Raw genomic sequence first — 25113 nt, 5'->3', positions numbered from 1 at the left:
GGGACGCCATGGCCGACTCGACCGTCCTGGGCCTGACCGCCGTCATCGTCGCGGTGACGGACGAGGTGCCGCGCGTGCTGGTCGTCCGGCGCATGACCCACGACCTTGCCACGCCGGAACAGCGGGACCCCGACACGGACGGGCTGGACGCCCTGCCCTTCGGCCCGTTCAACGCGGAGCGGGACCGCACCCTGGAACAGGGCCTGCGCCGCTGGGTGCAGGAACAGACCGGCCTGCCCCTGCGCTATGTGGAGCAGCTCTATACCTTCGGCGACCGCTGGCGCGACCCGCGGGAGATGGAGGGCGGCCCCCGCGTGGTCAGCACCGGCTATGTGGCCCTGGTGCAGGAGGCGCCCCTGTCCGGCAGCGGGGCGGCGGAATGGCACGACTGGTACGACTACTTCCCCTGGGAAGACTGGCGCGACGGCCGCCCCGCCCTGGTCAGCCGCGCCATCCGGCCGGCGCTGGAGGCCTGGTGCGCCGCCACCTCCGACCCGTCCCTGAAGGCCAAGCGGGCCGAGCGGATCGGCACCACCTTCGCCCAGGACGATGATCGCTGGGACGATGAACGGGTCCTGGAACGCTATGAGCTGCTGTATGAGGCGGGGCTGGTGGAGGAGGCGCTGCGGGACCGCGCCTTGCGTGCCCACCATGGCCTGCCCGACCCGAAATGGGCAAACGGGGCCCAGGCCCTGGGTACCAACCAGCCGCTGGGCACCGCCATGGCCCACGACAACCGCCGCATCCTGGCCGTGGCCCTGGGCCGGTTGCGGGGCAAGCTGAAGTACCGGCCCGTGGTCTTCGACCTGCTGCCCCAGCAATTCACCCTGTTCCGGCTGCAGCGCACGGTGGAGGCCCTGTCGGGCGTGCGCCTGCACAAGCAGAACTTCCGCCGCCTGGTCCTGTCCGGCGGCCTGGTGGAACCCACCGGCACGCTCGCCAACACCGGCGGCCGCCCGGCGGAGCTGCACCGCTTCCGCCGCGACGTGCTGCGGGAAAAGGTGGTGGCCGGGATCGGGCTGCCCACGGTCAGGATGGTGGAGTAGGGGCTCTACCCGTCGAATGCCGGCACCGCCCGGCGCAAGTCGCCGGTGCCCTGCGGGAAGGTCAGGGTCAACTGCCCGGACACATCCTCTGCCCCGTTGCCCATGGTTTCTGGGAGGGCGGGCTTGGCCGGGATACCGGCGGCGAGGAGGGCGGCGGCCAGCCGGCCCGTGCTGTCGGCAGGGACCTGGAAGTTCAGGATCGCCATCACGTCGGACAACAGCGAATGGTCGGTGACCCAGCCGCCGCCGGCACTGATCGCGTCCGCGGCCGCCGCCAGGGTGGCATGGCGGTCGGCGTGGATGATGGCCTCAAGGCGGATGAACTTCATTGGCGGCTGCCGGCGGGGGACGGCGGGACTCTATGACAGGGGACGCTGCCGGCCAAGGGCGCCTTGGGGCGTCAGGAGGGTGGGGTTGGGGTGTCCCACGGGTTCCAGAGCCGGACCGGCACGCCCTGGAAGTCCCGGACGTTGCGGGTGACCAGCACCATGTCGTGGGCGATGGCCGTGGCGGCGATTAGGCTGTCGGTCACCGGCAAGGTCCGGCCGGCGGCGACCCGAAGGTCGGCCCACGTCTGGCAAACGGCCTCATCGACGAGAAGGACGCGGTCGGCAAGGCTGGGGATGAAGCTTGTTTCGAGCCAAGCGTTGAGCTGGTCCCGCTTCGCCCCGCTGGGCAGCCGGCGGATGCCAAACCGCAATTCGCCGAGGGTCAGGATGCTGACGTATACGGACAGGAACGGCACAGCGTCCAACCGTTGCAGGACCGCGGCGTCCCGTCCCGTCTGGGTGAAGACGGACACGACGTTCGTGTCGGCCAGGTAGGTCAAAGATCGACCTCACGCGGCAGGGACTTGTCCCTGAGGTCGTCGCCCAAATCGAACCCCCAGAGCGGGGAGTCCATCAGGACATCGGCCAGGCTGCGGGGCTGGGTCTTGGGCTTGGGGGGCCTGAGGGACAGGACCAGCACGCCCTTTCCCTCGCCCAGATCGACTTCCTGGGGCGACGTCTGGGTCGCGTCGATGATCTCTGGCAAACGCCGGGTGACATCAGCCAATGCCCATCGCATGGGACGGCTCCTCTGGTTTGTCGGATGACCATAACATGGGCCACCGGGTGTTTGGCAGCCACCACATGACGGCTCCACGAACCCCTCCCGCGATTCCGGGTAATTGCCCCCATCCCCATTCTTGCCCACCTGTCCGCCCCGCAGTCGAAGGCAAGGCGGGTCTGATGTTGAAGGGATTGATGGGCATGGTGGTGGCCGCGGGCGTGATGGCGGCGGGGTCGACCGGGGCGGCACCCCTGGGCAAGGGGCCTGTGCCGCTGGTGGTGCTGGGGGACAGCCTGTCGGACATCGGCAATGCCGGCCGGTTCAGCGACGGGCCGGTCTGGGTGGAGGTGCTGGCGCAGCGGTTGGGGTCGAAGCTGGTGGCCTCCACCCGCGGCGGCAACAACCACGCGGTGGGCGGGGCGCGCATCCATGGCGGGGCGCATTCCCTGCGGGTGCAGGCGGACCGCTACCTGGACGGGCTGGGACCCGACGGCAAGGTGCCGGCCAACGCCCTGCTGGTGGTCTATGGCGGCGGCAACGACCTGTTGGCGGCCCCCTGGGCGCCCAACCGCGCCACCCTGGTGCCGGATGCGGTGGCGACCCTGCGCGGCATCCTGGAAGACCTGGCCAAGCGCGGCGCCACCAACGTGCTGGTACCCAACCTGCCGGACATCGGGCTCGCCCCCCAGGTCAGGGGCTTCGGGCCGCAGGTGGCGGCCATCGCCAATGCCCTGACCGAAAGCTACAACGCCGCCCTGGCCCGCATGCTGGACGGGGTGGAATCGCGGCATCCCGGCATGCGCGTCCACCGGCTGGACGTGCACGCCCTGGCGCGGGAGGTGATGGCCGACCCCGCCAAGGCCGGCTTCCGCGACGTGTCCGGGGCCTGCCCGGACCGGCGCTCTTGTGTCGGCTACCTGTTCTGGGACGGGCTGCACCCCACCAGCGCCGCCCATGCCAAGCTGGCGGAAGCGGCGCTGCGGACCATCCCCGGGGCGGCGGACCGGGTGTCGAGCGCGCGCTGAGCGGCCCCGTCCGGCATGGCCGGGAGTGGTGCTGGTCGGGGCGGGGGGCGGATGCTAGGTCTAGGGGTGACTGGCCCCGGCCAACGGGGCCATGCCATCGCTTCGAGGAAACGCCATGATTCCCCTGCCCAAGTCGGCCCTGGCCGGGCTCGCCCTGCTGGCCACGGCCTTCGTCTCCCTGCCCGCCGCCGCGGAGATGGACGCCGCCACCTCGGCCGCCCTGGACCAAGCCCTGGCCGGCGCCCACCGCAGCGACGCCAACAAGGCCCGCGACCAGTACCGGCACCCCAAGGAGACGCTGACCTTCTTCGGCCTGAAACAGGGCCAGACGGTGGTGGAGATCTGGCCGGGCGGCGGCTGGTACACGGAGGTGCTGGCCCCCGTGATGAAGGGCAAGGGCACCTATGTGGCCGCCAGCTGGGACAAGGACAGCACCACGGACTACGTGCAGCGCGGCCTGAAGCGCTATGCGGAGAAGCTGGCCGCCACGCCCGAGGCCTATTCTGAGGTCAAGGTGACGGAGTTCGGGCCGAAGAAGCTGGCCATGGTGCCGCCCGGCAGCGCGGACCTGGTGCTGACCTTCCGCAACGTGCACAACTGGATGGCCGACGATTGGGCCGAGGACGCCTTCAAGGCCATGTACGCGGCCCTGAAGCCCGGCGGCGTGCTGGGGGTGGTTGAGCACCGCGCCAACACCGACCAGCCCCAGGACCCCAAGGCCGCCAACGGCTATGTCCGGCAGGACCATGTGGTGAAGCTGGCGGAGGCCGCTGGCTTCAAGCTGGCGGGCACGTCGGAGGTGAACGCCAACCCGAAGGACACCAAGGACCACCCCAAGGGCGTCTGGACCCTGCCGCCCAGCTTCGCCCTGAAGGACCAGGACAAGGACAAGTACGCCGCCATCGGCGAGAGCGACCGCATGACCCTGCGGTTCGTGAAGCCGGCAAAGTGAGGGGGCGTCCCCGTTCTTAAGGAAGCGTCCTTCCGCCACACCCCCGCTTCCCCCGCGGAGGCGGGGGTCCACGGTTTTTGACCCTTTCGCCAGGGCTGCCGTCGCGAAGGAACTGTGGGCCCCCGCCTGCGCGGGGGACTCACCCTCTGCCCCCAACTCGCGTTCGGCCTAAACCGCGGCCGTTCTCACGACCCCTTCACCGGCTTGGCGTACCGGGCCAGCCAGTCCACCATGGCCTGGGGCGTCTTGGAGCGGGCGTCGGCCAGCTCCGCGCTGTCGGTCTTGTTCACCAGGGTGCCGTCGGGCTCCACCACCAGCACGGTGGGCACGCCGCGCAGCTTCTCGATCCCGAAGCCCTGGGGGATGTGGAGGTTCTTGTTGAACCGGCCCACGTCGATGACGACCTTCTCGAAGTGGGCGGCCAGGAAGGGCTTCACCTCCGGCAGGTCCATCACCGCCGCCAGGATGCGGCAGTCCGGGCACCAGTCGCCGCCCAAATCGACCAGCACCCGCTTGCCCGACGCCTTGGCCCGCGCCATGGCGGCGGCCAGGTCCTTGTCGGCGTCGGCTTCCTCGTCATAGGGCAGCGGCAGAGGCTGGGGCAGGTCCTTCAGGTCCGCGATCCCCACCTTGGGCGGGGCCACCTGCGCCGAAACGGGCAGGGCGGCAAGGAGGGCGATGGCGGCGGCAAGGGCGATACGGCGCATGCGTTCCAGCTTTCCGGTCTTCGGACGGTGCCGCCAGTCTATCGCAGAGTTTCGAATTCGAAAGTGCGTGTTGGCGACAGGGTCAGGCGGGAACATAGGTCAGCCGGAGCACGTCCCCGTCCATCCGGTCATGGGCCATGAGGCGGAGCGGGGGCCGGGGACCGGCGAAATAGGGCTTGCCCTGGCCCAGCACCACGGGGTGCAGGTAGATCCGGTACTCATCGATCAGGCCAAGGTCGGTCAGGCTGCGGGCCAGATCCGGCCCGGCGACCTCGATCTCCCCCTCACGCCCGGCCTTCAGCGCGCGGACCGCGCCCTCCAGGTCGTCCCCGACCAGGGTCGCGTTGGGGCCCACCTCCGTCAGCGTGCGGGAAACAACCCATTTCGGCTGTCGGCGCCAAGCGGCGGCGAAGGCATGCTCATCCGCGCCCCAACCGGGTTGGTCCTCCTCCCAATACCGCATGATCTCATAGATCCGGCGGCCATAGAGGCTGCCCGCCTGCCCCTCCGCCTCCCGGACGAAGTGGCGGAACAGGCCGGGGCTGGGGGCGAAGCCCGTGTGGTCCACATAGCCGTCCAGGGACTGGTTCATCCCGAACACGAGCTTGGCCATGATCCCTCCGTGCCTTTTGGCGCTGGTCAGCGAGAGGACCGCTTTCCGGGGGGCGGTGTCCAGGGAACATTCACAGACACGCACATGAACAGAAAGGCCTGCACCTCCGTGCCTACCTCACCAAACACCATCCCGCAATCCTTCCTGCCTCCCCTGCGCAAGCAGGGGCCCACAGTTCTTTAGCCACGGTGACGGCGGAGAGCGGGTCAAAAACCATGGGCCCCTGCTTCCGCAGGGGAGGCGGTCCATGGCTCAAACGTTGGGGGGATAGGATAACGATCCGCGCCTGTCATCGCGGCAGGCAGGTGGCGCGCCCGAAAGGATTCGAACCTCTGACCCCCAGATTCGTAGTCTGGTGCTCTATCCAGCTGAGCTACGGGCGCAGCGCCTTGGCCTGCAACCGGCATGTGGTGGGGAATGGCGCGCCCGAAAGGATTCGAACCTCTGACCCCCAGATTCGTAGTCTGGTGCTCTATCCAGCTGAGCTACGGGCGCAGCGCCTTGGCCTGCAACCGGCATGTGGTGGGGAATGGCGCGCCCGAAAGGATTCGAACCTCTGACCCCCAGATTCGTAGTCTGGTGCTCTATCCAGCTGAGCTACGGGCGCCCTGTCCCCGACCCTGGCGGCGCTTGTGGCGTCACCGGCCGGTGAGGACGCGGGTTCTATCGGAACAGGCGCCCCATTGCAACGGGATTCTCAACGGCCGTGGCGACATGCGTGGGCTGCGCGTTGCCCCGGGCCGCGGCTTCGGCTATCTGTCGCGCTTTCTCACCCAGGAGTACCGCCCGTGGCCGCCCATCCCGATCCCATGAAGAACTTCCCCGTGACGTGGGAGGAGCTGCACCGCAACGCCAAGGCCATGGCCTGGCGGCTGCAGGACAAGGGGCCGTGGACCGGCATCATCGCCATCACCCGCGGCGGCATGGTGCCCGCCGCCATCGTGGCGCGGGAGCTGAACATCCGGGTGATCGAGACGGTCTCGGTCAAGTCGTACGAGAACCAGACCCAGGGTGACATCCGCATCCTGAAGAGCCCCACCGCCGTCACCGACGAGGGCGCCGGCTGGCTGCTGATCGACGATTTGGTGGACACCGGCAAGACCGCCGCCGTGGTGCGCAAGCTGCTGCCCAAGGCCCACTTCGCCACCATCTACGCCAAGCCCTCCGGCCGGCCCCTGGTGGACACCTTCATCACCGAGGTGAGCCAGGACACCTGGATCCATTTCCCCTGGGACCTGCTGCCGGTCAGCTACTTGCAGATCGAGCGCTGATTCGCCATTCCAACGAAAAACCCTCAATAAGGACCGTCCGGCGACAGCCTTATTGAGGGTTTTCGCATTCCGGCCCCGCCTTACTCCGCCGCGTCGCGGTGCTCGGGCGTCTCCCGCTTGCCGCTGGTATAGGTGGGGCCCTGGCCCTTCTCGCCGGGGGCGGGCTTGCCGGGCAGGGGCGGCAGGGCCTTGGCCGTTTCCAGGTCCACGCCGGCGGCTTCGGCGACGCGGCGGCCATAATCCTCGTCGCAGTGCCAGAAGTGCCAGACCATGCGCTGGGCGATGTGCTCCGGGCAGGCCCGCAGGTCGGCGCCCAGGTTGGCGATCAGGTCCTCCCGCTCCCGGTCGTCGAAGGTGCGGTAGCGCTCACCGGCTTGGCGGTAGTCGTCGGCCGTGCGGGTGGTCTGGTAGCGGCCCAGGTGGCCCTCCACCCACTGGTGGTATTCCTTGGCCGGCCGTCCCGCCTCGCTCAGCCCGCCCATGGAACTGGGCTCATAGTTGACGTGAGCGTTGCGCTGCCCGTCATCCACATAGAAGGCCATCTGCCCGTCCCGCTGGTTGGTGTGGGCCGGCTTCAGGGGCGCGTTGATGGGGAGCTGCAGGTAGTTCGGCCCCACCCGGTAGCGCTGGGTGTCCGAATAGGACAGCGTCCGGCCCTGGAGCATCTTGTCGTCGGAGAAGTCGATCCCCTCCACCAGGACGCCGGTGCCGAAGGCGGACTGCTCCACCTCCGCGAAGAAGTTGGATGGGTTCTTGTCCAGCACCACCCGGCCCACGGGCAGCAGGGGGAACTTGTCCTCCGGCCAGCGCTTGGTGTCGTCCAGGGGGTCGAAGTCCAGCTCCGGGTGGGCGTCGTCGGACATCACCTGGACGCACATCTCCCACTCCGGGAAGTCGCCGCGCTCGATGGCGTCATACAGGTCCTTGGTGGCGTGGCCCACGTCCTGGGCCTGGATCTCGGCGGCTTCCTGGCTGGTCAGGTTGCGCACGCCCAGCTTCGGCTGGAAGCTGAACTTGCACAGCACCGCCTCCCCCTGGTCGTTCACCAGCTTGTAGGTGTTGACGCTGGACCCTTCCATCTGCCGGTAGCTGGCGGGGATGCCCCAGGGGCTCTTCACCCAGGTCACCATGTGCAGGCTTTCCGGGTGGTGCATGACGAAGTCGTAGAAGCGCCAGGGCTCCTGCCGGTTGGTCACCGGGTCGGGCTTGAAGGCGTGGATCATGTCCGGGAACTTGATGGCGTCCCGGATGAAGAAGATCTTCAAATTGTTGCCCACCAGGTCCCAGACGCCGTCCTCCGTCTTGAACTTGATGGCGAAGCCGCGCGGGTCGCGGGCCGTTTCGGGTGAGTCCTTGGCGCCGATGACGGTGGAGAAGCGGATGAAGACCGGCGTGCGCACGCCTGCCTTGGTCAGCACCTTGGCGCGGGTGTACTTGGACGCGGGCTCGTCCCCGATGCGGCCATAGGCCTCGAAATAGCCGTGGGCCCCCGTGCCGCGGGCATGCACCACCCGCTCCGGGATGCGTTCCCGGTCGAAGTGGGTGATCTTCTCGATGAACTGGTAATTCTCCAGCGTCGCGGGGCCGCGCTCGCCCACGCTGCGGAGGCTCTGGTTGTCCGAGACCGGGTGGCCCTGGCGGGTGGTCAGGGTCTCCGTCTTCCGGCTGTCGAGCGGCTGTTCGGCCATGGCGTCCCTCCCCTGGGTCGGAGGCCCCGGGCGCCTGCGCCGCGGGGCTTGCCGCCCCAACCGCACCCGCCGGGGAGCGTTCCGGCCGGCGGGGAGAGAATCGTCAGGATGTCAGGGGCCGTTGCCCAGCGTCTCCCGCACCGGCGGGGCGTTGCGGATGGCGTCCACGGTGCTGGAGCGGTTGTTGGGGTTCTCCATGGCGCCGCCGGTGTCCAGGGACTGGTCACCGCGCGGCTCCACCGGCGGCGGCTTGCCATAGATGGCGTTCAGGCGGGCGAACTCCCGGGCGTGGTATTCCTGGACGGACTGGTAGTCCGGCTCCACGCTGCGGGGGCGGTGACGATCACGTCATCCTGGGCGGGGGCGCTCGCCGGCGGCGGCGGAGGGGGCGGGGGTGCGGCGGGCCGGGCGTCCTGCTGCGCCACGGCCGGGCCAGCCAACAGCAGGGCCAGGACGGCGGCGGGGATCAGGGCGTTGCGCGCGGTCATCGGGCCGCTCCTTCGGCTGTTGTCTGACATGGATATAACAGCCGACGGCTTATTCCCATCCCCAACGAGCGGGCGCATGCGGGGACTGTCGGGGTTGCGGATGCGGATGCGGCCATGGCCCTGCTCTTTCGGCAGCTCCCGGCTGCCGCCCACGCGCACGGGCCGCTCGGCGAAGCGGCCCAGGCTGATCATGCGGTCATAGGTGACGATGGCCGCGGCGACCGCCACGTTGACGCAGAACTTGGTCGGGATCTTGACGATGTGGTCGCAGCGGTCCTGCATGGCCCGGGACAGGCTGCCCCGCTCCGGCCCGAACACATAGGCCGCGCGCAGCGGGTGCCGGAAACTGGGCAGGTAGGCCGCGTCGTCCGTCAGCTCCACCCCCACCAGGGTGCAGCCCTGGGGAAGCACCATGTCGCCCGCCGACGCCCACTCATAGAAGGGCACGTGGTCGTCGCCGCCGGACGTGTCGGTCACCCGCACCTCCGTCATGTCCACCACGGCGTTGACGGTGAAGACGAAGCTGGCGCCGAAGGCATGCCCCGTGCGCAGGATCGTCCCCACATTGCCCGACTTGCTGATCCCCTCGGCGCCCAGGGCGAAATAGCCACGCATGCTGACCGGCCCTCCCCGGGCCCCACCAAGTACAGGCCGGAGGGGTTAGCGGACCAGGTCCCCCATGTCCACAGACAAGGCGGCGGCGAGCCGCTTCAGGGCATCGGCACTGCCGGGCTTGCGGCCCGCCTCGATGTCCGCCAAATAGCCGGGCCCCATGCCGGCCTGCTCCGCCAGCGCCCGCTGGCTCAAGCCCCGGTGGTCGCGCCAGACCCGCACGGGGCTTTCCCCGGCCAGCAGCCGGTCCACCATCTCTATCGGCAGTTCCTCTGTCCGGCCCGCCGCGAGGTCCGCCTCGACCCGGCGCAGCGTGGCCCGGTCATGCAGGTCCTCCAGTTGCTCCTGGAGCGCATCCCAATCCGCGCGGGAAAGGGTCACGGTGTTGTCGGTGACGGCGATTGGCCGGATGGCGTTCATCGGTACACCTGTCCCCTTACGTCGATGATGCGGACCCGGACCGTGTCGGCGGCACGCTCCACCACATAGACCGCCCGCCAATCCCCCTGCCGGACCCGGAACGTGTCCTTTTCCCCTTGCAACGCCGTCACGTGGGGATGGGGACCGAACGGGTCGGCGGCAATAGCCTCGAGCTTGGCACGAAGGGCGCGGGCCTGTGCGGGTGGCATTTCCAATAGGCGACGGGCCGCAGCCTTCTCGATCACGAGCCGCATGCCAATCAGGATTCGCTGATGGCGAGCAACTCGTCAAGCGCTCCCCGCGGATTCGGCGTGAGACCGTTGCGTCGGGCAGGGCTGTGCCCCGCTTGCACAGAAACCGGGCAGTGGGCAAGGTTGGGGCCCCGGCCCGCCCCGCGGGCGCGACATTCATGGCGATCATGCCCCAGAACGAGAACAACGGACACGTCCATGGCCCCGGCTGCGGCCATGGCCCCGGCGCGCGGGAGGCGCTGCCGGCCAAGGTCAGCCTGCCCGACGACCGGGCGAACCCCATCCTGGTCGAGGTCACCCGCGGCCCCATCGTGGAATCCGCCCACCGCGCCCGCGCCGTGGCGGTGGACGCCTCCGGCCAAGTGCTGGCGGCCTGGGGCGACGTGAAGGCCGTCGTCTACCCGCGCAGCTCCAACAAGTCCCTCCAGGCCCTGGCGCTGGTCGAAAGCGGGGCGGCGGACGCCTATGGAGTCAGCGACGCCGAATTGGCGCTGGCCTGCGCCAGCCACAATGGCGAGCCCATGCACACCAGCACCGCCGGTGCCTGGCTGGCCCGCATGGGCCTGTCCGCCGACGATTTGGAATGCGGCAGCCACGCCCCCTACCACGCCCCCACCTGGGAGGCGATGCTGGCACGGGGGGAGAAGCCCACCGCCCTGCACAACAACTGCTCCGGCAAGCACACGGGCATGCTGGCCACGGCCAAGCACCTGGGGGAGGCGACCCGGGGCTATGTGGGCTACCAGCACCCGGTGCAGCAGCGCATCCTGGGCATCATCGAGCAGGTGACCGCCCAGGACCTGTCGCACGCGCCCTGGGGCGTGGACGGCTGCTCCATCCCCACCGTGGGCCTGCCGCTGGAGGCGCTGGCCTTCGGCATGGCCAGGATGGCCGACCCGCGCGACCTGCCCAGCCGCCGGGCGGAGGCCGCGGCCCGCATCACCCGCGCCTGGGGCAAACACCCGGAGATGGTCAGCGGCACCGACACCTTCGACACGGACTTCATGCAGGCCCTGGGCGGCCGCATTCTGACCAAGGCGGGGCGGAGGGCCTGTCCTGCGCCGTGGTGCCGGAAGCGGGCATCGGCGTGGCGGTGAAGGTGGATGACGGCGCCGGCCGCGCCGCCGGCCCGGCCATGGCCGCCGTGCTGCGCAAGCTAGGCCTGCTGTCGGAGGCGGAGTGGGACAAGGTCCGGCACCTGGTGGAGCCGCCGATCAAGAACCGCGCGGGGTTGGTGGTCGGCACGCTGCGGGGTGGGCCGGCGTTCTGAGATGTAGGTCGGATTAGAGCGTGTTTACGCTGACCGGAAACACGATCCGGCGGCGACTGCCGCCGCGCCCGCTCATGCGGGCGTAGCCAAGCCGCGGATGCGGCGGAGCCTGCCCCGGACCCCGATCCGGGGGCGCTTGAGGAACACGAAGGGCTAGACCCGTTTCCAGTCTGCGGGAAACGGGTCTAGCGGCAAGGCCGCGTAATCCGACGGCTTGCGCCGTCGGTGTCGGATTACGGTGCTGCGCACCTAATCCGACCTACGAAGCCCTCAATCTCCCTCCGCCAACAGGCCGCCGTACAGGGCGTCATACTCCCGGGCCGGGGCGGCCCAGCCCACGTCGCGGGACATGGCGGCCTGCTGGACCTTGTGCCAGAGGTGGGGCGCGCGGAACAGGGCCAGGGACCGGTCGATGGCGCGGACCAGGGCGCCCACCTCCACCGGAGCGAAGACGAAGCCCGTGCCGGTGCCGTCGGCCAGGGTCTGCTCCGTCACGTCGGTGACCGTGTCGTTCAGCCCGCCCACCCGGGCCACCAGGGGCAGGGTGCCGTAACGCAGGGCGTACATCTGGGTCAGGCCGCAGGGCTCGAACCGGCTGGGCACCATCAGCACGTCGCAGCCGGCCTGGATCTGGTGGGACAGGGCCTCGTCATAGGCCAGCCGAACGCCCACCCGGCCGGGGTTGTCCGCCGCGGCCTTGGCCAGGGCCTGCTCCAGCTCCCGGCTGCCGGTGCCCAGCACGGCCAGCTGGGCGCCTTGGGAGACCAGGCGTGGCAGTGCCTCCACCACCAGATCGATGCCCTTCTGGTGGGTCAGGCGGCTGACGATGCCGAACAGGGGCGCATTGGGCCGGTCGGCCAGCCCGAAGGCCTGCTGCACCACGGACTTGCTGGCCGCCTTGGCCTCCAGCGTCGTGGCGTCATAGCGGGTGGGCAGCAGCGGGTCCCGGGCCGGGTCCCAGATGTCCATGTCGATGCCGTTCAGGATGCCCGACAGGTCCGCGGCCCGCAGGCGCAACAGCCCGTCCAGCCCGAAGCCGAAATCGCCGCCCTGGATCTCCGCCGCATAGGTGGGGCTGACGGTGGTCAGCTTGTCCGCATAGGCGAGGCCCGCTTTCAGGAAGCCCAGCTTGCCGTGGAACTCCAGCCCCTGGGGGGTGAACGCCTCCCACGGCAGGCCCAGCAGTGGGACGGTGTCGGCGGGGAACAGGCCTTGGAAGGCCAGGTTGTGGATGGTGAACACCGTCTTCGGCCGCCGCCGCCCGGCGAAGGGCCAGAAGGGATAATGCAGGTAGGCGGGCACCAGCCCGGCCTGCCAGTCATGGCAATGCACCACGTCCGGCAGCCAGCCATCCCCGTCCCCGTCCAGCCCCACCAGGGCGGCCGTGCGCGACAGGGCGCCGAATCGGAGATGGTTGTCCGACCAGTCCTGCCCGTCCGGGCCCAGATAGGGGCTGCCGGCCCGGGCGAAGAAGGCGGGCACGTCCAACACGTAAAGCGGCACCTGCCCGTCCCCCGGCAGGGTGGCCAGCAGGCGGGCCGGGCTGTCGGGGGGTAGGCCCGGCAGGCCGCGCAGGTCCCGCACCGTGCGCAGCACGTCCAGCTTGCCCAGCACGCCGGGATAGCCCGGCAGCAGGATGCGCACGTCCAGGCCCAGGGCGCGCAATGCGGGGGGAAGGGCGCCGGCCACGTCGGCCAGGCCGCCGGTCTTCACGTAGGGAAAGCACTCCGACGCGACGAACAGGACGCGCATGATAGCCTTGGGTCAGGTAAGGGGGTCGTGTTTCGGGAGCAAGGCCAAGGGACCCCGGCCCTTGGCCTTGCAGGCCGGCGACCGCCGGCCCGCGGGCTCGTGCCCGCGCAAGCCAAGCCCGCGGACGCGGGCGCCCGGCGCTTGAGGGAGCATCATGATACCGCCGGATACGGCGGCAGCGTGTGCCCGGCGGGGGAGAGGGTGAAGATCTCCACCCCTGCCTCCGTCACGCCGACCGTGTGCTCGAACTGGGCGGACAGGCTGCCGTCGGCGGTGACGTTGGTCCAGCCGTCGGCCAGCAGCCGCACATGCCGCCCGCCGGCGTTTAGCATGGGCTCCACCGTGAAGACCATGCCGGGCAGCAGCACCAGCCCGCGGCCCCGCCGGCCGGTGTGGTGGATCTCCGGCGCCTCATGGAACACGCGGCCGATGCCGTGGCCGACATATTCCCGGACGATGCTGTAGCCGTGGGCGCGGGCCACCTGCTCCACCGCGGCGCCCAGGTCGCCAAGCTGGGCGCCCGGCCGCACCTCCCGGATACCGGCCATGGTGGCCTGGTATGTCGCCTCCACCAGCCGCCGGGCGGCGGGGCTGGGGGTGCCTGCCACATACATGCGGCTGGTGTCGCCGTGCCAGCCATCGACGATGGCGGTGACATCGATGTTCAGGATGTCCCCCTCCCGCAGCAGCCGCGTGGCCGAGGGGATGCCATGGTTGACCTCCTGGTTGACGGAGATGCAGCAGGATCTGGGGAAGCCGCGATAGCCCAGGGTGGCCGGGATGGCGCCGCGGCTGGTCAGGAACTGGTTGACCAGCCGGTCCAGCTCGCCCGTGCTGACGCCGGGCCGCACATGGGGGGCAAGGTGGTCCAGGCAGGCCGCCGCCATCCGCCCCGCCGCCCGCAGCCCGGCGAAGGCCTCCGCCCCGTGCAGGGTGACGCGGCGGCCCCTCTGGTCCAGCACGAAGGCGCCGGGATCGGTCCTCATGGCTGCGGCGTTTCCCCGCGTCCTCAACCCTGCAAACGGGCCAGCATGTCCCGGGTCACCAGCACCACCCCGCTGTCGGTGCGGTAGAAGCGCCGGGCGTCGTCCTCCGGGTTTTCCCCCACCACCAGGCCCGGCGGCAGCACGCAGCCCCGGTCGATCACCGCCTTGGTGATGCGGCAGTTGCGGTGGATCTCCACCTCCGGCAGGACCACCGTGTCGGTCAGGGTGCTGTAGGAGTGCATGCGCACCTGGTTGAACAGCAGCGACCGGCGGACGACCGAGCCGGAGATGATGCAGCCGGCGCTGACCATGCTGTCCACCGCCATGCCGCGGCGGCCATCATCGTCGAAGACGAACTTCGCCGGGGGCAACTGCTCCTGGTAGGTGAAGATCGGCCATTCCCGGTCATACAGGTCGAAGGACGGGGAGACGTGGCAGAGGTCCAGGTTGGCCTCCCAGTACGCGTCCACCGTGCCCACGTCGCGCCAATAGGGCTCCGACCCCGGGGCGCGGTTGTAGACGCAGGACTGCTCGAAATGGTGGGCCATGACGTTGGCCCGGGGCACCAGGTAGGGGATGATGTCCTTGCCGAAGTCGCGGGACGAGGCGGGGTCGCGGGCGTCCCGCTCCAGCTGGTCGTACAGGAACTTGGCGTTGAAGATGTAGATGCCCATGCTGGCCAGGGACATGTCCGGCCGGCCCGGCATGGGCGGCGGGTCCGACGGCTTCTCCAGGAAGCTGACCACCCGGTCCTGCTCGTCCACATGCATCACGCCGAAGCCGCTGGCCTGGGCGCGCGGCACCTCGATGCAGGCCACGGTCACGTCCGCTTGCGTGCGGATGTGGGCCGTCAGCATGTTGGAATAGTCCATCTTGTAGATGTGGTCGCCGGCCAGGATCAGCACCCACTCAGCCCCGTGGCTGCGCAGGATGTCCAGGTTCTGGAACACGGCGTCGGCCGTGCCCTGGTACCAGCTCGTCTCATCGATCCGCTGTTGGGCGGGCAGCAGGTCGATGAACTCCCCGATCTCGCCGCGCAGGAAGTTCCAGCCCCGCTGCAGGTGGCGCAGCAGGCTGTGCGACTTGTACTGGGTCATCACCGAGATGCGGCGGAAGCCCGAATTGATGCAGTTGGACAGGGCGAAGTCGATGATCCGGAACTTGCCGCCGAAATGCACGGCCGGCTTGGCCCGGCGGTCGGTCAGCTGGCGCAGGCGGCTGCCCCGGCCGCCCGCCAGGATCAGGGCCAGGGCATGGCGCGGGGCCTGGCGCAGTTCCTGGTCCAGACGCTGGTCATTGTTGGCTGTGGTCACGGCAGCGTGCCCCTTCGTTTCTATGGCGCGGCCAGGCCGGGGTGCCGCGCCCTTGTCCCCCCACACAGTGCCACACATTCGCACCGCGGGCCATCTGGTGCCGCACCCGAAAGGCCGGGGGAAGTGACGCAACCGGGACTGTCCATCCGGGGGCCCGGATGCGCCGCAGCTGCTGCTTATTTTTTGTGCATGGGCCGGAAGTGCCTCTCCTGGGGCAGGGGGGCAGGCGCCAGGAATGGATTAAAGCCTTGTAATGGAATGACAAGCCGGGGTGCGGCAGGGCAAGGAAAGTGCCCAAAATCCGGGCAATCGGACATGATTCGGTGCGGGAATCATCGCCGCCGCCCTTGGGGCGCCGAGACGGGAGCATAGGGATTCCGCCATTCCGCGCCGCGGCATGGAGTTTGAATAGGGCAGCGGTGGCGTGTGCGGTGGCCGGTCGGCCCCCGTGCCCATGAGAAGGGGAGCCCCGATGAATCGTCTGTTGAAATTCTTGCTCGCAGCGGGCCTCGCGCTGGCGCCGGCGGGCCTCGCCATGGCCCAGGATGCTGCCGCGCCTGCCCCGACCCCCACCCTGGACGCGGGCAACACCGCGTGGATGCTGACCTCCACCGCCCTGGTCCTGATGATGACCATCCCGGGGCTGGCGCTGTTCTACGGCGGCATGGTGCGCAAGCCCAACGTGCTGGCCATGGTCATGCAGAGCTTCGCCATCTGCGCCCTGATCTCGGTGCTGTGGGTGGTCGTGGGTTACAGCCTCGCCTTCGGGCCGGGCAACGCCTTCATCGGCGACTTCAGCAAGGCCTTCCTGTCGGGGGTCGAGGTGGGCTCGCTCTCCGGCACCATCCCGGAGACGGTGTTCATCACCTTCCAGATGACCTTCGCCATCATCACGCCGGCCCTGATCACCGGCGCCTTCGCGGACCGCATGAAGTTCTCGGCCCTGCTGGTCTTCTCCATGCTGTGGTCGCTGCTGGTCTACGCCCCCGTCTGCCACTGGGTGTGGGGCGGCGGCTTCCTGATGGGCGACGGCGTGCTGGACTATGCCGGCGGCACCGTGGTGCACATCAACGCGGGCGTGGCCGGCCTGGTGGCCGCCATCATCCTGGGCAAGCGCGTGGGCTATGGCACCTCGGACATGAAGCCCCACAACCTGGTCCTGTCCCTGATCGGCGCCTCCCTGCTGTGGGTGGGCTGGTTCGGCTTCAACGCCGGCTCCGCCGTGGCCGCCGACGGCCGTGCGGGCATGGCCATGCTGGTCACCCAGGTGGCGTCCGCCGCGGCGGCCCTGTCCTGGATGTTCGTGGAGTGGGCCGTGAAGGGCAAGCCCTCGGTCCTGGGCATCATCTCCGGCGCCGTGGGCGGCCTGGTCGCCATCACCCCCGCCTCCGGCTTCGTGGGCATCGACGGGGCGCTGGGCATCGGCGTGGCCTCCGGCGTGATCTGCTACTTCGCCTCCACCAGCCTGAAGCACGCGCTGAAGTATGACGACAGCCTGGACGTCTGGGGCGTGCACGGGGTGGGCGGCATCGTCGGCGCCATCCTGACCGGCGTCTTCGCCAAGGCGGCCATCGGCGGCACCGCCGGCCTGATCGAGGGCAATGCGGGCCAGGTGCTGACCCAGGTCTGGGGCATCGTCGCCACCATCGCCTGGTCGGCCATCGCCACCGCCGTGATCCTGTACCTGATCAAGTTCACCATCGGCCTGCGGGTCGAGGAAGAGGCCGAGCGCGACGGGCTGGACATCGCCCTGCATGGCGAGTCCGTGCACTGAGGTGGTACGCCGCCGCCGGGGCGAAACCCCCGGCGGCGGTGCCTGTTCTGTGGTCAGTTGAACGTCAAGACTTCATGCCGCCGTCATCCCGCGCGAGGGTTGGCGGCGGTTTTTCTATTGCCGCGGGCAAAAGGCGTGATAGCCTTCTTGTATGCGGCTGGTGTTGGGCACGGATGTGGTGGGAGCCCCTTCGATGGGCGAGAGGGTCGTTTCAATCACGCTGAGCGAAAAAACAGAGCGCATCGCGCAGGAACTCGCCGCGCGCGAGGGTCTGTCCGTGGAGACGTTCCTGCAATCGGTCCTGGACCAGTGCCTCGCCCATATGGACGCGTCGGCCCGCTTCGAGGAGCGGGTGAGGCACGCGGACCCGAACCGCGCCCTTGAGATCCTCCGGAAGGCCGGTGCCGACGAGGTGATCCCCGGCGACGAGTTGCCGCCGGGGTGGCACGACAAGCGCTGACCCTCACCCCATGGTCAGGACCACCTTGCCGGTGGCCTTGCGGTCCATCAGCAGGTGGAAGGCCTCGGCATAGCGCTCCAGCGGCAGGGCGTGGCTGACGTGGGGCTTCAGCTTGCCCTCCGCCCACATCTGCATCAACTCCATCAGGCTCTGGCCCAGGCGGCGGGGGTTGTGCTTCTGATAGGCGCCCCAGTAGTGGCCGATGACGCTGCAATTCTTCACCAGCAGCAGGTTGGCCGGGATCGCCGGGATGCGGCCGGAGGCGTAGCCGATGGTGACGATCCGCCCCTCCCACGCCACGCTGCGTAGGGCCGCGTCGAAGGCGTCGCCGCCCACCGGGTCATAGATGACGTCGGCGCCCTTCGGTGCCAGCTCCTTCATCCGGGCGCGCAGGTCCTCGGCGGTGTAGTCGATCACCTCATCCGCGCCATGCTCGCGGGCCACCGCCAGCTTCTCTGCGGAGCTGGCGGCGGCGATGACCCGGGCGCCCAGGGCCTTGCCGATCTCCACCGCCGTCAGGCCGACGCCGCCGGAGGCGCCCAGCACCAACAGCGTCTCCCCCGCCTTCAGGTTGGCGCGGTCCACCAGGGCCATGTGGCTGGTGCCATAGGCCACGGGGAAGCCGGCGCCCACGGCATAGTCCATCCCCTTGGGCATGGGCAGCACCGCCGCGGCGTCCACCACCGCCTCGGTGCAGAAGGCGCCCTTGGGCGACAAGGCGATGACCCGCATGCCGGGCTTCAGGTGGGGCGGCGCGCCCTCCCCCAGTTCCACCACGTCGCCGGCCAGCTCGAAGCCGGGGACGAAGGGGAAGGGGGGCTTTTCCTGGTACTTGCCCTGGATCACCAGCGTGTCGGCGAAGTTGATGGAAGCCGCCTTGACGGCCACGCGCACCTGCCCCGGCCCCAGCGGCGGGGCCGGCACCTCTTCCAGCACCAGGCTCTCCGGCGGCCCGAATCCCTTGCACAGCAGCGCTTTCATGCGTCCCTCCCCAAGTGGTTCCGTTTTCAAACGGTTGTTTGAAGGCTCGCAGAGGCGGGGAAGGGTGTCAAGCACGCCCGGGGCCGCCACCCCCTTCGCCCTACGCAATAACGTCTAGGGGATCAGAACCTTTGGAGCGTGGGACATGGCTGCCGGCGAAGGCATGCTGCCACCAGCCCTATCGTCTGGAGAGACATTTGGCGCGGTACCAGCCGAGAGGCCGAGAACCCTTGCCTTACTTCCGTTGGCTGCTGCCGGCCACCGTGGCCGTGCCGGCGGCCATGCTGGCGCTCGCCGTCTGGATGAACCACGCCCAGGTGATGCGGGAGGCGGAGGCCGCCCTGGCCCGCGATGCCGACATCGCCCGCGAGCACGCGCTGAAGGTGTTCGAGACGCAGGAGCTGCTGCTCCAGGAACTGTCCGGCCGGGTTGCTGCGCTGCGCCGCGATGGCGCGGGTTGGGATGACGTGGCCAAGGCGGAGGAACTGCATGGCTGGATGGCCGGCCGGGTGGCCGGCCTGCCCCAGGCCGACAGCCTGGCCGTGGTGGATTCCGCCGGCACGGCGCGGTTGGGCAGCCGCATGTTCCCCCTTGCCCCCATCGACATCATCAAGCGGGATTATTGGAAGGCCATCCAGGGCGGCCAGCCCCGCTTCCTGGGGGAACCCACCCACAGCCACCTGACCGGGCAGGTCCAGTTCCACCTGGCGCACCGGCTGCCGGGGGCGGACCAGGGCCTGGACGGGGTGGTGGTGGCGTCCTTCCGCCCCGCTTACTTCGAGCGCTACTGGGCGGGGATGGCGGGGGACACGGGCACCAGCGTGCTGCTGGCCCGGCGGGACGGGGTGGTGCTGGCCCGCTGGCCCGTGGCGGTGCCGGGGTTGCGCCTGCCGGACGGGCACCCGGCCTTGGACCAGGATTCGGAAGCGCCCGTGGTCACCGACCACACGGTGGACGGGCTGCGGCGGCTGGTGGTGGCGCGGGACCTGGGTACCCAGCCGGCGGCCGTGGTGGTGTCGCGCCATATGGGGGCGGTGCTGGCGCCCTGGCGGGCCAACAGCCTGACCTTCACCGCCATCGCGGTGCCCGCGGCCCTGATCCTGCTGGCCCTGGCCCTGGCGGCCAACCGGGCTGCCGGGCGGGAGAGCGCGGCCCTCGCCTCCCTCCGGTCGGAGGTGGATCGGCGGCGGGCCACGGAACAGGCCCTGCGCGCCAGCGAGACCCGCTACCGCGGCTTCTTCGAGCACACGGCCGAGAGCCTGTTCGTCGTCCGGGTGGGCGAGAATGGCCGCTTTTATGTGGAGGAGATCAACGAAAGCCTGGCCCGCAGCTCCGGCCTGGACCCGGCCGCCATCACCGACGGGCGGGAGATCGCGGAGACCATGCCCGACCATGCCGACCAGCTCCGCCGCAACTATGCGGGCTGCGTGGCGGCGGGCAAGCCGGTGTCCTATGAGCAGAGCCTGGACCTGCCGGCGGGGCAGCGGCATTACGAGACGATCCTGGTGCCGCTGCGCGACCCGGACGGCCGGATCACCCACCTGCTGGGCTCCTCCCGCGACGTGACCGAGCGCAAGCTGGCCGACCAGCGGCTGGTGCAGGCGCAGAAGATGGAGACGGTGGGCCAGCTCACCGGCGGGGTGGCGCACGATTTCAACAACCTGCTGACCGCGGTCATCACCAACCTGGAGCTTGTCCGCTCCCTGCCCGACCCGGAGGCCGACCCGGAGCGGCTGGACGGCGCCCTGAAGGCGGCGCGGGCCGGGGCGGCGCTGGTGAAACGGCTGCTGGCCTTCGCACGCATGCAACCGCTGGAACCCCGGCCCACCGACCTGGGCCGGCTGGTGGCCGAGACCCTGCCCCTGCTGACCCATGCGGTGGGGGAACGGGTGGCGGTGGGGACCGATATCCCGGCGGGCCTGCCGCCCGTGCTGGTGGACCCGGTGCAGCTGGAGAACGGGCTGCTGAACCTGGCCGTCAACGCCCGCGACGCCATGCCGGCCGGCGGGCGGCTGACCATCTCCGCCCGTCGGCATGCCGGGCCGGACGGCAAGGATTGGGTGACCCTGTCCGTGGCCGACACGGGCGAGGGGATGCCGCCGGCCGTGGCGTCGCGCATCTTCGAGCCCTTCTTCACCACCAAGCCGCCCGGCAAGGGCACCGGGCTGGGCCTCGCCACCCTGTACGGCTTCATGCAGCAGTCCGGCGGGCAGGTGACGCTGGAAACGGCGCAGGGCGGCGGCACCCGCTTCGACCTGGCCTTCCCCGCCACGGCGGCCAGGGCGGCCCCGCCGCCGGAATTGGCACCCGCCCCGCCCCTGGAAACCGCCCGGCGCGGCGGGGCCACGGTGCTGCTGGTGGAGGATGAGGCGCTGGTGCGCCTGTCCACGGAGGATTTGCTGACGGAGCTGGGCTACCGGGTGGTGTCCGCCGGCTCCGCCGAGGAGGCGTTGGACCTGCTGGCGGCGGGACAGGCCCTGGACGTGCTGGTCACCGACATCGGCCTGCCCGGGATGGACGGCAAGTCCCTGGCCCGGGCCGCCACCGCCCAACACCCGCACCTGCCCGTGGTGCTGATGTCCGGCTACGACCGTACGGCGGGCGACGGGACCCCCTGGCTGCAACTGGAAAAGCCCTACAGCCCCGACCGCCTGGCCCAGGCCTTGCGCCAGGCCCTGGGCGAACCCGCACGGCTGGCGAAGAGCGCGTAAGGATGCGGGGCGTTGCTATGTGGCAAGCTTGGCAGACGGTCCCGCTTGTTGGCCCTGTTCTCTGAGCGCGGGTCAAGGAAACACACGCGAACACGCACCATACACACACGAAAACACACAAAAGAATAAAGCCTGAGGCAGCAATCTATTCCGTGTATATTCGCGCGTGTTCTTGTGAATGTTCGTGAATGTCTATTTTTCCAACCACGACAACATCGATCAACAACAATCCTTTGTCCGCCGCCATCCCCCAGAAAGCACAAACCCCGCCGTACCTGGTGGCACGGCGGGGCGTATCCTTACCTGGAAAGGCAAGCGCGGGTGCGCTTACTCCTCGTCCTCGGCGTCGGCCTCGATCTGCTCCGCGAGGTCGCGCAGCATGTCGGCGATGTCCTCATGGCCGGCCACCTCGACCGCCTGGTTGACGGCCGCCTCGATCATGGCGATGGCGACGTAGCCGGAAAACGGGCTGCCCTCGACGTTCAGCGTGCCACCTTCCTTCATGGCCATCTCGAGATGCTTCTCGGCGATGTCGAGAGCCTTCTCGAAAAGCTGCTCGGCCGCGCTGTTCTGCTGGTCGGACATGGATAGAGACCCTTTCCGGGTTGGAGATCGTAACGAGCGCCGTTCTAGCACCCTTTACAGGGCGCTGCTTGCCAAATCATCAGGGAGCACCTATGCCCTGGCCCCGTGTCCCGGCCACTGCGCCGGGCATGTGAGTCGAACCGAAAGACCGGCCGGAGGTTCCGTGGCCAACCCCGAGATGCCCGACCTGACCAGCCCCGGCGCCTTCCGTTTCTGGGTGCCGGAGCATGTGCGCTTCAGCGACCTGGACCCCGTGGGCCATGTCAACAACAACGCCATCGGGGTGTACCTGGAGACCGGCCGCCTGGGCTTCCATGACGAGGCCGGCGTGCCCACCTTGTGCCCCCACGGGCAGCCGGTGCTGCGCAGCGTGGCGACGGAGTTCCTGGCCGAGCTGCACCGCCCCGCGGGTTTGCGGGTCGGCGTCGGCATCCTGGCCGTGGGCAACACTTCCTGGACCATCGGCAGCGCCGTGTTCCATGGGGACCGCTGCATCGCCACCAACCGCTCCGTCCTGGTCATGATCGACCGGCAGACCCGCCGCCCCACCCCCGTACCCGACAGCCTGCGCGCCCGCTTCCTGTCCTTCTCCTTCTGAGGTCCCGTTCCCGCCATGGCCAATTTCCGCCGCAAGCAGCCCAGCCGCCGCCCCCAGAAGCCGGCCCATGAGGAGCCGCCCGTCCTGGGGCAGGTGGAGATCGTGGTGGAGCGGGTGGGTGCCCGCGGCGACGGGCTGGCCCTGTCCCACGGTGCTCGCCTCTACGTGCCGCAGAGCCTGCCCGGCGACCAGATGATGGTGAAGTTCGGCGCCCGCCGCGCCGATGGGTGGGAGGCCGTGCCCGTGGCCCTGGTGGGAGAGGCGCCCGGCCGGGCCGAGCCGCCCTGCAAGCATTTCGGCACCTGCGGCGGCTGCGTGGTGCAGCATATGGGGCCGGAGGTGTACGCGGCCTGGAAGCTGGACACGCTGCGCACAATCCTGGGCCGCAACGGCCTGCTGGACGGGGTGACGATCCACCCCATGGTCACCACCCCGCCGGAGGCCCGCCGCCGCGCGGTGATGACCGCCGTGCGCCGGGGCAAGCGGCTGTGGCTGGGCTTCAACGAGCGTGCCTCCCACCGGCTGATCGACATGGAGCACTGCCCGGTGCTGCTGCCCTCCCTGGTGGCGGCGGCCCAGGCCCTGCGGCCGCTGCTGGCCCAACTGCTGACCCAGGACGGGCAGCAGTGCGACGTGGCCCTGACCCAGCTGGACGACGGGGTTGAGGTGGTGCTGGAGGGCATCCCAGAACCCAAGCTGTCCGAGCTGGAGATGCTGTCCGCCTTCGCGGAGGCGCAGGACTTGGCCCGCCTCGCCTGGCGGCGCAAGGCCGGCGCGCCGGCTGAGCCCATCGCCTTGCGCCGCACCGGGCTGGTCAGCTTCGGCACCGTCACCGTCAGCCCGGCCCCCGGCGCCTTCCTCCAGGCCAGCCGGCAGGGGGAGCAGGCGCTGGCGTCCCTCGCCCTGTCCGGGATCGGGGAGGCGAAGGTCGTGGCCGACCTGTTCGCCGGCAGCGGCACCCTGACCTTCCCCCTGGCCACCAAGGCCAAGGTCCATGCGGTGGAGGGGGAGGAGACGGCGGTGCGCACGCTGGAGGGCGGGGCCAAGCAACTGCCTGTGGGCCAAGTGACGGTGGAGCGGCGCGACCTGTTCCGCGACCCGCTGGTGCCCTATGATTTGAACCGCTTCGACGCCGTCGTCTTCGACCCGCCGCGGGCGGGGGCCGAGGCCCAGGCGGCGGAGATCGCCAAATCCACCGTGCCCACGGTGGTCGCCGTCTCCTGCAACCCCACCAGCTTCGCCCGCGACGCCCAGGCCCTGCTGGCCGGCGGGTTCCGGCTGATGGAGGTGACGCCCGTGGACCAGTTCCTCTGGTCCGCGCACCTGGAGCTGGTGGGGGTGTTCAGGCGGTAGACGGGGCTTGTTGGCGGAGACTCCTTCCGCTCTCCCTTACGGCCGCTGAAAGTGTTTTTTGCTTCCCCTGCGAAAGCAGGGGCCCACAGTTCTTGAAACAAGGCGCCGTTGGGGACCGGGTCAAAAACCGTGGGCCCCTGCTTACGCAGGGGAGGCGGGAGGGGTAGCGGCAAGCGATTGTTGCACAGGGACTGGGGGCCGCGAATGGCCAGGTCAGGACCCGGCCCCCCCTCACGCCACCGCCGCCAGCCCCGCCGGGGCCAGCAGGGCCTGGACCTCCCGCACCAGGAACTCCACCAGGGGGCGGGCCAAGCCGTGGCGGGCGCGTTCCTCGCCAAAGACAGCGATGTCCACCGGGTCGGGGGTGGGGAAGCCCTCCTCCGGCGACAGGACCCGAAGGCCGGGAACCAGCGACGCCACGCCCAGGGTGGTGACCCCCAGCCCGGCCAGCACCGCCGCCCGCACCGCGGTGATGGAGCCGCTGGTATAGACGGTGCGCCAGGGGCGGCCGGTGCGCTCCAGCCCCTCCGCCGCCCGGGCGCGGTAGATGCAGGGGCTGGGCAGCAGGCACAGGGGCAGGGGCGTGCCCGGCTCATCCACCCAGTCGCTGGCGGCGACCCAGACCACCGGCTCCCGCCACAGCACCCGGCCGCGGGCGGAGCCTTCGTCCCGTTTGGCGATGACCAGGTCCAGCGCCCCGGCATCCATGTCGCGCACCAAATCGCTGCTCAACCCCACCTGCACGTCCAGCCGCACCCGCGGATAGGCGCGGCGGAAGCGGGCCAGGATCATGGGCAGGTGCTCCGGCGCGAAGTATTCCGCCACGCCGAAGCGCAACTGCCCCTCCGCGTCGGGGGCCAGCAGGAAGGCCACCGTCTCATCGTTCAGTGCCAGCAGGCGGCGGGCATGGCCCATCAGCCGCTCCCCCGCCGGGGTCAGGGACAGGGCGCGGCTGGAGCGGTCCAGCAGGCGGCGCTCCAGCAGCTCCTCCAGCCGCTTGATCTTCATGCTGACGGCGGACTGGGTGCGGCCCAGCCGGTCGGCGGCGGCGGTGAAGCCGCCCGCATCCACCACGGTGACGAAGGCCCGCAGCGCGTCCATGTCCAGGTCCAGCAGGCGCACGGCCTTACCCCATCAATACGGATCGGTGATTGATCCGATCACAAAAATTCATTTCCCTTATCGGTTCGTCAAGGGCATCCAT

The 25113-nt window shown here is 69.8% G+C and carries 25 protein-coding genes, 3 tRNA genes and 1 pseudogene; 10 read left to right on the top strand and 19 right to left on the bottom strand.

Annotation, left to right across the window (positions count from 1 at the left end):
* The first annotated feature begins 8 nt into the window (after positions 1-8).
* Positions 9-1046, top strand: a complete 1038-nt coding sequence (locus HHL28_RS14295; protein WP_075769906.1) for an NUDIX hydrolase — start codon at positions 9-11, stop codon at positions 1044-1046.
* 5 nt (positions 1047-1051) lie between these two features.
* Here HHL28_RS14295 and HHL28_RS14290 read toward each other — a convergent pair whose 3' ends face one another.
* The 3 genes from HHL28_RS14290 to HHL28_RS14280 form a co-directional block, all read right to left on the bottom strand.
* Positions 1052-1375: a hypothetical protein gene (locus HHL28_RS14290; protein ID WP_075769905.1), complete on the bottom strand. Its 324-nt coding sequence runs from the start codon at positions 1373-1375 to the stop codon at positions 1052-1054.
* 71 nt (positions 1376-1446) lie between these two features.
* The gene (locus HHL28_RS14285) at positions 1447-1875 is read right to left on the bottom strand and encodes a type II toxin-antitoxin system VapC family toxin (RefSeq protein WP_075769904.1); all 429 of its coding nucleotides are present in this window, start codon (positions 1873-1875) and stop codon (positions 1447-1449) included.
* A complete protein-coding gene (locus tag HHL28_RS14280; RefSeq protein WP_075769903.1) occupies positions 1872-2114 on the bottom strand; it encodes a hypothetical protein in 243 nt (80 codons plus the stop codon). The genes HHL28_RS14285 and HHL28_RS14280 overlap by 4 nt, the downstream gene beginning before the upstream one ends.
* 164 nt (positions 2115-2278) lie before the next feature.
* Between HHL28_RS14280 and HHL28_RS14275 the strand changes: the two genes are divergently transcribed.
* Both HHL28_RS14275 and HHL28_RS14270 read left to right on the top strand, forming a co-directional pair.
* Positions 2279-3124, top strand: coding sequence for an SGNH/GDSL hydrolase family protein (locus HHL28_RS14275; RefSeq protein ID WP_169655328.1), 846 nt, complete (start codon positions 2279-2281; stop codon positions 3122-3124).
* A 115-nt stretch (positions 3125-3239) separates the two neighbouring features.
* Entirely contained in the window at positions 3240-4076 is an 837-nt protein-coding gene (locus tag HHL28_RS14270) for a class I SAM-dependent methyltransferase (RefSeq protein ID WP_075769902.1), read from the top strand.
* Positions 4077-4261: 185 nt separating this feature from the next.
* Here the strand turns inward: HHL28_RS14270 and HHL28_RS14265 are convergent, their stop codons facing one another.
* The 5 genes from HHL28_RS14265 to HHL28_RS14245 all read right to left on the bottom strand — a co-directional run bounded on the left by HHL28_RS14265 (position 4262) and on the right by HHL28_RS14245 (position 6003).
* The gene (locus HHL28_RS14265) at positions 4262-4783 is read right to left on the bottom strand and encodes a thioredoxin family protein (protein WP_075769901.1); all 522 of its coding nucleotides are present in this window, start codon (positions 4781-4783) and stop codon (positions 4262-4264) included.
* 82 nt (positions 4784-4865) lie between these two features.
* Entirely contained in the window at positions 4866-5396 is a 531-nt protein-coding gene (locus tag HHL28_RS14260) for a dihydrofolate reductase family protein (protein WP_075769900.1), read from the bottom strand.
* 306 nt (positions 5397-5702) lie between these two features.
* Positions 5703-5779: transfer RNA gene (locus tag HHL28_RS14255), tRNA-Arg, on the bottom strand.
* A gap of 35 nt (positions 5780-5814) precedes the next feature.
* Positions 5815-5891, bottom strand: a tRNA-Arg gene (locus tag HHL28_RS14250).
* Positions 5892-5926: 35 nt separating this feature from the next.
* Positions 5927-6003 (bottom strand) — tRNA-Arg (locus HHL28_RS14245).
* Positions 6004-6205: 202 nt separating this feature from the next.
* Between HHL28_RS14245 and gpt the strand changes: the two genes are divergently transcribed.
* Entirely contained in the window at positions 6206-6667 is a 462-nt protein-coding gene (gpt, locus tag HHL28_RS14240) for a xanthine phosphoribosyltransferase (protein WP_075769899.1), read from the top strand.
* Between the two features lie 80 nt (positions 6668-6747).
* On the opposite strand, the gene HHL28_RS14235 is transcribed toward gpt, so the two are convergent.
* The 5 genes from HHL28_RS14235 to HHL28_RS14215 all read right to left on the bottom strand — a co-directional run bounded on the left by HHL28_RS14235 (position 6748) and on the right by HHL28_RS14215 (position 10129).
* Positions 6748-8355: a catalase gene (locus HHL28_RS14235; RefSeq protein ID WP_075769898.1), complete on the bottom strand. Its 1608-nt coding sequence runs from the start codon at positions 8353-8355 to the stop codon at positions 6748-6750.
* Between the two features lie 111 nt (positions 8356-8466).
* Positions 8467-8679, bottom strand: a complete 213-nt coding sequence (locus tag HHL28_RS14230; protein WP_169655326.1) for a hypothetical protein — start codon at positions 8677-8679, stop codon at positions 8467-8469.
* A complete protein-coding gene (locus HHL28_RS18795) occupies positions 8622-9458 on the bottom strand; it encodes a TrmH family RNA methyltransferase (protein WP_404325820.1) in 837 nt (278 codons plus the stop codon). Before HHL28_RS18795 ends, HHL28_RS14230 begins: the two co-directional genes overlap by 58 nt.
* A gap of 45 nt (positions 9459-9503) precedes the next feature.
* Complete coding sequence (locus HHL28_RS14220) at positions 9504-9875, bottom strand: helix-turn-helix domain-containing protein (RefSeq protein ID WP_083698906.1); 372 nt, start codon at positions 9873-9875, stop codon at positions 9504-9506.
* A complete protein-coding gene (locus tag HHL28_RS14215; RefSeq protein ID WP_075769895.1) occupies positions 9872-10129 on the bottom strand; it encodes a type II toxin-antitoxin system RelE family toxin in 258 nt (85 codons plus the stop codon). The genes HHL28_RS14220 and HHL28_RS14215 overlap by 4 nt, the downstream gene beginning before the upstream one ends.
* Before the next feature lie 155 nt (positions 10130-10284).
* On the opposite strand from HHL28_RS14215, the pseudogene HHL28_RS14210 reads away from it, so the two are divergent.
* Positions 10285-11396: pseudogene (locus HHL28_RS14210) on the top strand (asparaginase).
* A 270-nt stretch (positions 11397-11666) separates the two neighbouring features.
* On the opposite strand, the gene glgA reads toward HHL28_RS14210, so the two are convergent.
* From glgA to glgC, 3 genes are all read right to left on the bottom strand, one after another.
* Positions 11667-13148, bottom strand: coding sequence for a glycogen synthase GlgA (gene glgA / locus HHL28_RS14205; RefSeq protein ID WP_075769894.1), 1482 nt, complete (start codon positions 13146-13148; stop codon positions 11667-11669).
* Between the two features lie 152 nt (positions 13149-13300).
* Positions 13301-14134: a type I methionyl aminopeptidase gene (map, locus tag HHL28_RS14200; protein ID WP_075769893.1), complete on the bottom strand. Its 834-nt coding sequence runs from the start codon at positions 14132-14134 to the stop codon at positions 13301-13303.
* A 23-nt stretch (positions 14135-14157) separates the two neighbouring features.
* The gene (gene glgC / locus HHL28_RS14195) at positions 14158-15447 is read right to left on the bottom strand and encodes a glucose-1-phosphate adenylyltransferase (RefSeq protein WP_404325818.1); all 1290 of its coding nucleotides are present in this window, start codon (positions 15445-15447) and stop codon (positions 14158-14160) included.
* 472 nt (positions 15448-15919) lie between these two features.
* Between glgC and HHL28_RS14190 the strand changes: the two genes are divergently transcribed.
* Both HHL28_RS14190 and HHL28_RS14185 read left to right on the top strand, forming a co-directional pair.
* Positions 15920-17221, top strand: coding sequence for an ammonium transporter (locus HHL28_RS14190; RefSeq protein ID WP_075769892.1), 1302 nt, complete (start codon positions 15920-15922; stop codon positions 17219-17221).
* Positions 17222-17414: 193 nt separating this feature from the next.
* Positions 17415-17681 (top strand): hypothetical protein, encoded by a 267-nt coding sequence (locus tag HHL28_RS14185; protein WP_169655324.1) that lies wholly within the window; start codon positions 17415-17417, stop codon positions 17679-17681.
* Between the two features lie 3 nt (positions 17682-17684).
* Here the strand turns inward: HHL28_RS14185 and HHL28_RS14180 are convergent, their stop codons facing one another.
* The gene (locus HHL28_RS14180; RefSeq protein ID WP_075769890.1) at positions 17685-18662 is read right to left on the bottom strand and encodes an NADPH:quinone oxidoreductase family protein; all 978 of its coding nucleotides are present in this window, start codon (positions 18660-18662) and stop codon (positions 17685-17687) included.
* A 230-nt stretch (positions 18663-18892) separates the two neighbouring features.
* Between HHL28_RS14180 and HHL28_RS14175 the strand changes: the two genes are divergently transcribed.
* Positions 18893-21373, top strand: coding sequence for an ATP-binding protein (locus HHL28_RS14175; RefSeq protein ID WP_075769889.1), 2481 nt, complete (start codon positions 18893-18895; stop codon positions 21371-21373).
* A 327-nt stretch (positions 21374-21700) separates the two neighbouring features.
* Here HHL28_RS14175 and HHL28_RS14170 read toward each other — a convergent pair whose 3' ends face one another.
* Positions 21701-21958: a hypothetical protein gene (locus tag HHL28_RS14170; protein WP_075769888.1), complete on the bottom strand. Its 258-nt coding sequence runs from the start codon at positions 21956-21958 to the stop codon at positions 21701-21703.
* Positions 21959-22121: 163 nt separating this feature from the next.
* Here HHL28_RS14170 and HHL28_RS14165 point away from each other — a divergent pair, with 163 nt between their 5' ends.
* Entirely contained in the window at positions 22122-22556 is a 435-nt protein-coding gene (locus HHL28_RS14165) for an acyl-CoA thioesterase (protein WP_404325815.1), read from the top strand.
* Positions 22557-22571: 15 nt separating this feature from the next.
* A complete protein-coding gene (locus HHL28_RS14160; RefSeq protein WP_083698904.1) occupies positions 22572-23909 on the top strand; it encodes a class I SAM-dependent RNA methyltransferase in 1338 nt (445 codons plus the stop codon).
* Between the two features lie 231 nt (positions 23910-24140).
* Here HHL28_RS14160 and HHL28_RS14155 read toward each other — a convergent pair whose 3' ends face one another.
* Entirely contained in the window at positions 24141-25031 is an 891-nt protein-coding gene (locus HHL28_RS14155; protein WP_075769887.1) for a LysR substrate-binding domain-containing protein, read from the bottom strand.
* Positions 25032-25113: the final 82 nt, after the last annotated feature.

It is taken from the genome of Aerophototrophica crusticola (assembly GCF_012913305.1).
GTDB classification, from domain to species: Bacteria; Pseudomonadota; Alphaproteobacteria; order Azospirillales; family Azospirillaceae; genus Niveispirillum; species Niveispirillum crusticola.
This window is presented reverse-complemented; position numbering and strand designations above follow the sequence as displayed.

Bases quoted from the DNA above. Each gene is read 5' to 3' on its own strand.
- HHL28_RS14295 (WP_075769906.1), top strand. From the start codon at position 9: ATGGCCGACTCGACCGTCCTGGGCCTGACCGCCGTCATCGTCGCGGTG.
- HHL28_RS14290 (WP_075769905.1), bottom strand. From the start codon at position 1,375: ATGAAGTTCATCCGCCTTGAGGCCATCATCCACGCCGACCGCCATGCC.
- HHL28_RS14280 (WP_075769903.1), bottom strand. From the start codon at position 2,114: ATGCGATGGGCATTGGCTGATGTCACCCGGCGTTTGCCAGAGATCATC.
- HHL28_RS14275 (WP_169655328.1), top strand. From the start codon at position 2,279: ATGTTGAAGGGATTGATGGGCATGGTGGTGGCCGCGGGCGTGATGGCG.
- HHL28_RS14270 (WP_075769902.1), top strand. From the start codon at position 3,240: ATGATTCCCCTGCCCAAGTCGGCCCTGGCCGGGCTCGCCCTGCTGGCC.
- HHL28_RS14265 (WP_075769901.1), bottom strand. From the start codon at position 4,783: ATGCGCCGTATCGCCCTTGCCGCCGCCATCGCCCTCCTTGCCGCCCTG.
- HHL28_RS14260 (WP_075769900.1), bottom strand. From the start codon at position 5,396: ATGGCCAAGCTCGTGTTCGGGATGAACCAGTCCCTGGACGGCTATGTG.
- gpt (WP_075769899.1), top strand. From the start codon at position 6,206: ATGAAGAACTTCCCCGTGACGTGGGAGGAGCTGCACCGCAACGCCAAG.
- HHL28_RS14235 (WP_075769898.1), bottom strand. From the start codon at position 8,355: ATGGCCGAACAGCCGCTCGACAGCCGGAAGACGGAGACCCTGACCACC.
- HHL28_RS18795 (WP_404325820.1), bottom strand. From the start codon at position 9,458: ATGCGTGGCTATTTCGCCCTGGGCGCCGAGGGGATCAGCAAGTCGGGC.
- HHL28_RS14220 (WP_083698906.1), bottom strand. From the start codon at position 9,875: ATGAACGCCATCCGGCCAATCGCCGTCACCGACAACACCGTGACCCTT.
- HHL28_RS14215 (WP_075769895.1), bottom strand. From the start codon at position 10,129: ATGCGGCTCGTGATCGAGAAGGCTGCGGCCCGTCGCCTATTGGAAATG.
- glgA (WP_075769894.1), bottom strand. From the start codon at position 13,148: ATGCGCGTCCTGTTCGTCGCGTCGGAGTGCTTTCCCTACGTGAAGACC.
- map (WP_075769893.1), bottom strand. From the start codon at position 14,134: ATGAGGACCGATCCCGGCGCCTTCGTGCTGGACCAGAGGGGCCGCCGC.
- HHL28_RS14190 (WP_075769892.1), top strand. From the start codon at position 15,920: ATGAATCGTCTGTTGAAATTCTTGCTCGCAGCGGGCCTCGCGCTGGCG.
- HHL28_RS14185 (WP_169655324.1), top strand. From the start codon at position 17,415: ATGGGCGAGAGGGTCGTTTCAATCACGCTGAGCGAAAAAACAGAGCGC.
- HHL28_RS14180 (WP_075769890.1), bottom strand. From the start codon at position 18,662: ATGAAAGCGCTGCTGTGCAAGGGATTCGGGCCGCCGGAGAGCCTGGTG.
- HHL28_RS14170 (WP_075769888.1), bottom strand. From the start codon at position 21,958: ATGTCCGACCAGCAGAACAGCGCGGCCGAGCAGCTTTTCGAGAAGGCT.
- HHL28_RS14160 (WP_083698904.1), top strand. From the start codon at position 22,572: ATGGCCAATTTCCGCCGCAAGCAGCCCAGCCGCCGCCCCCAGAAGCCG.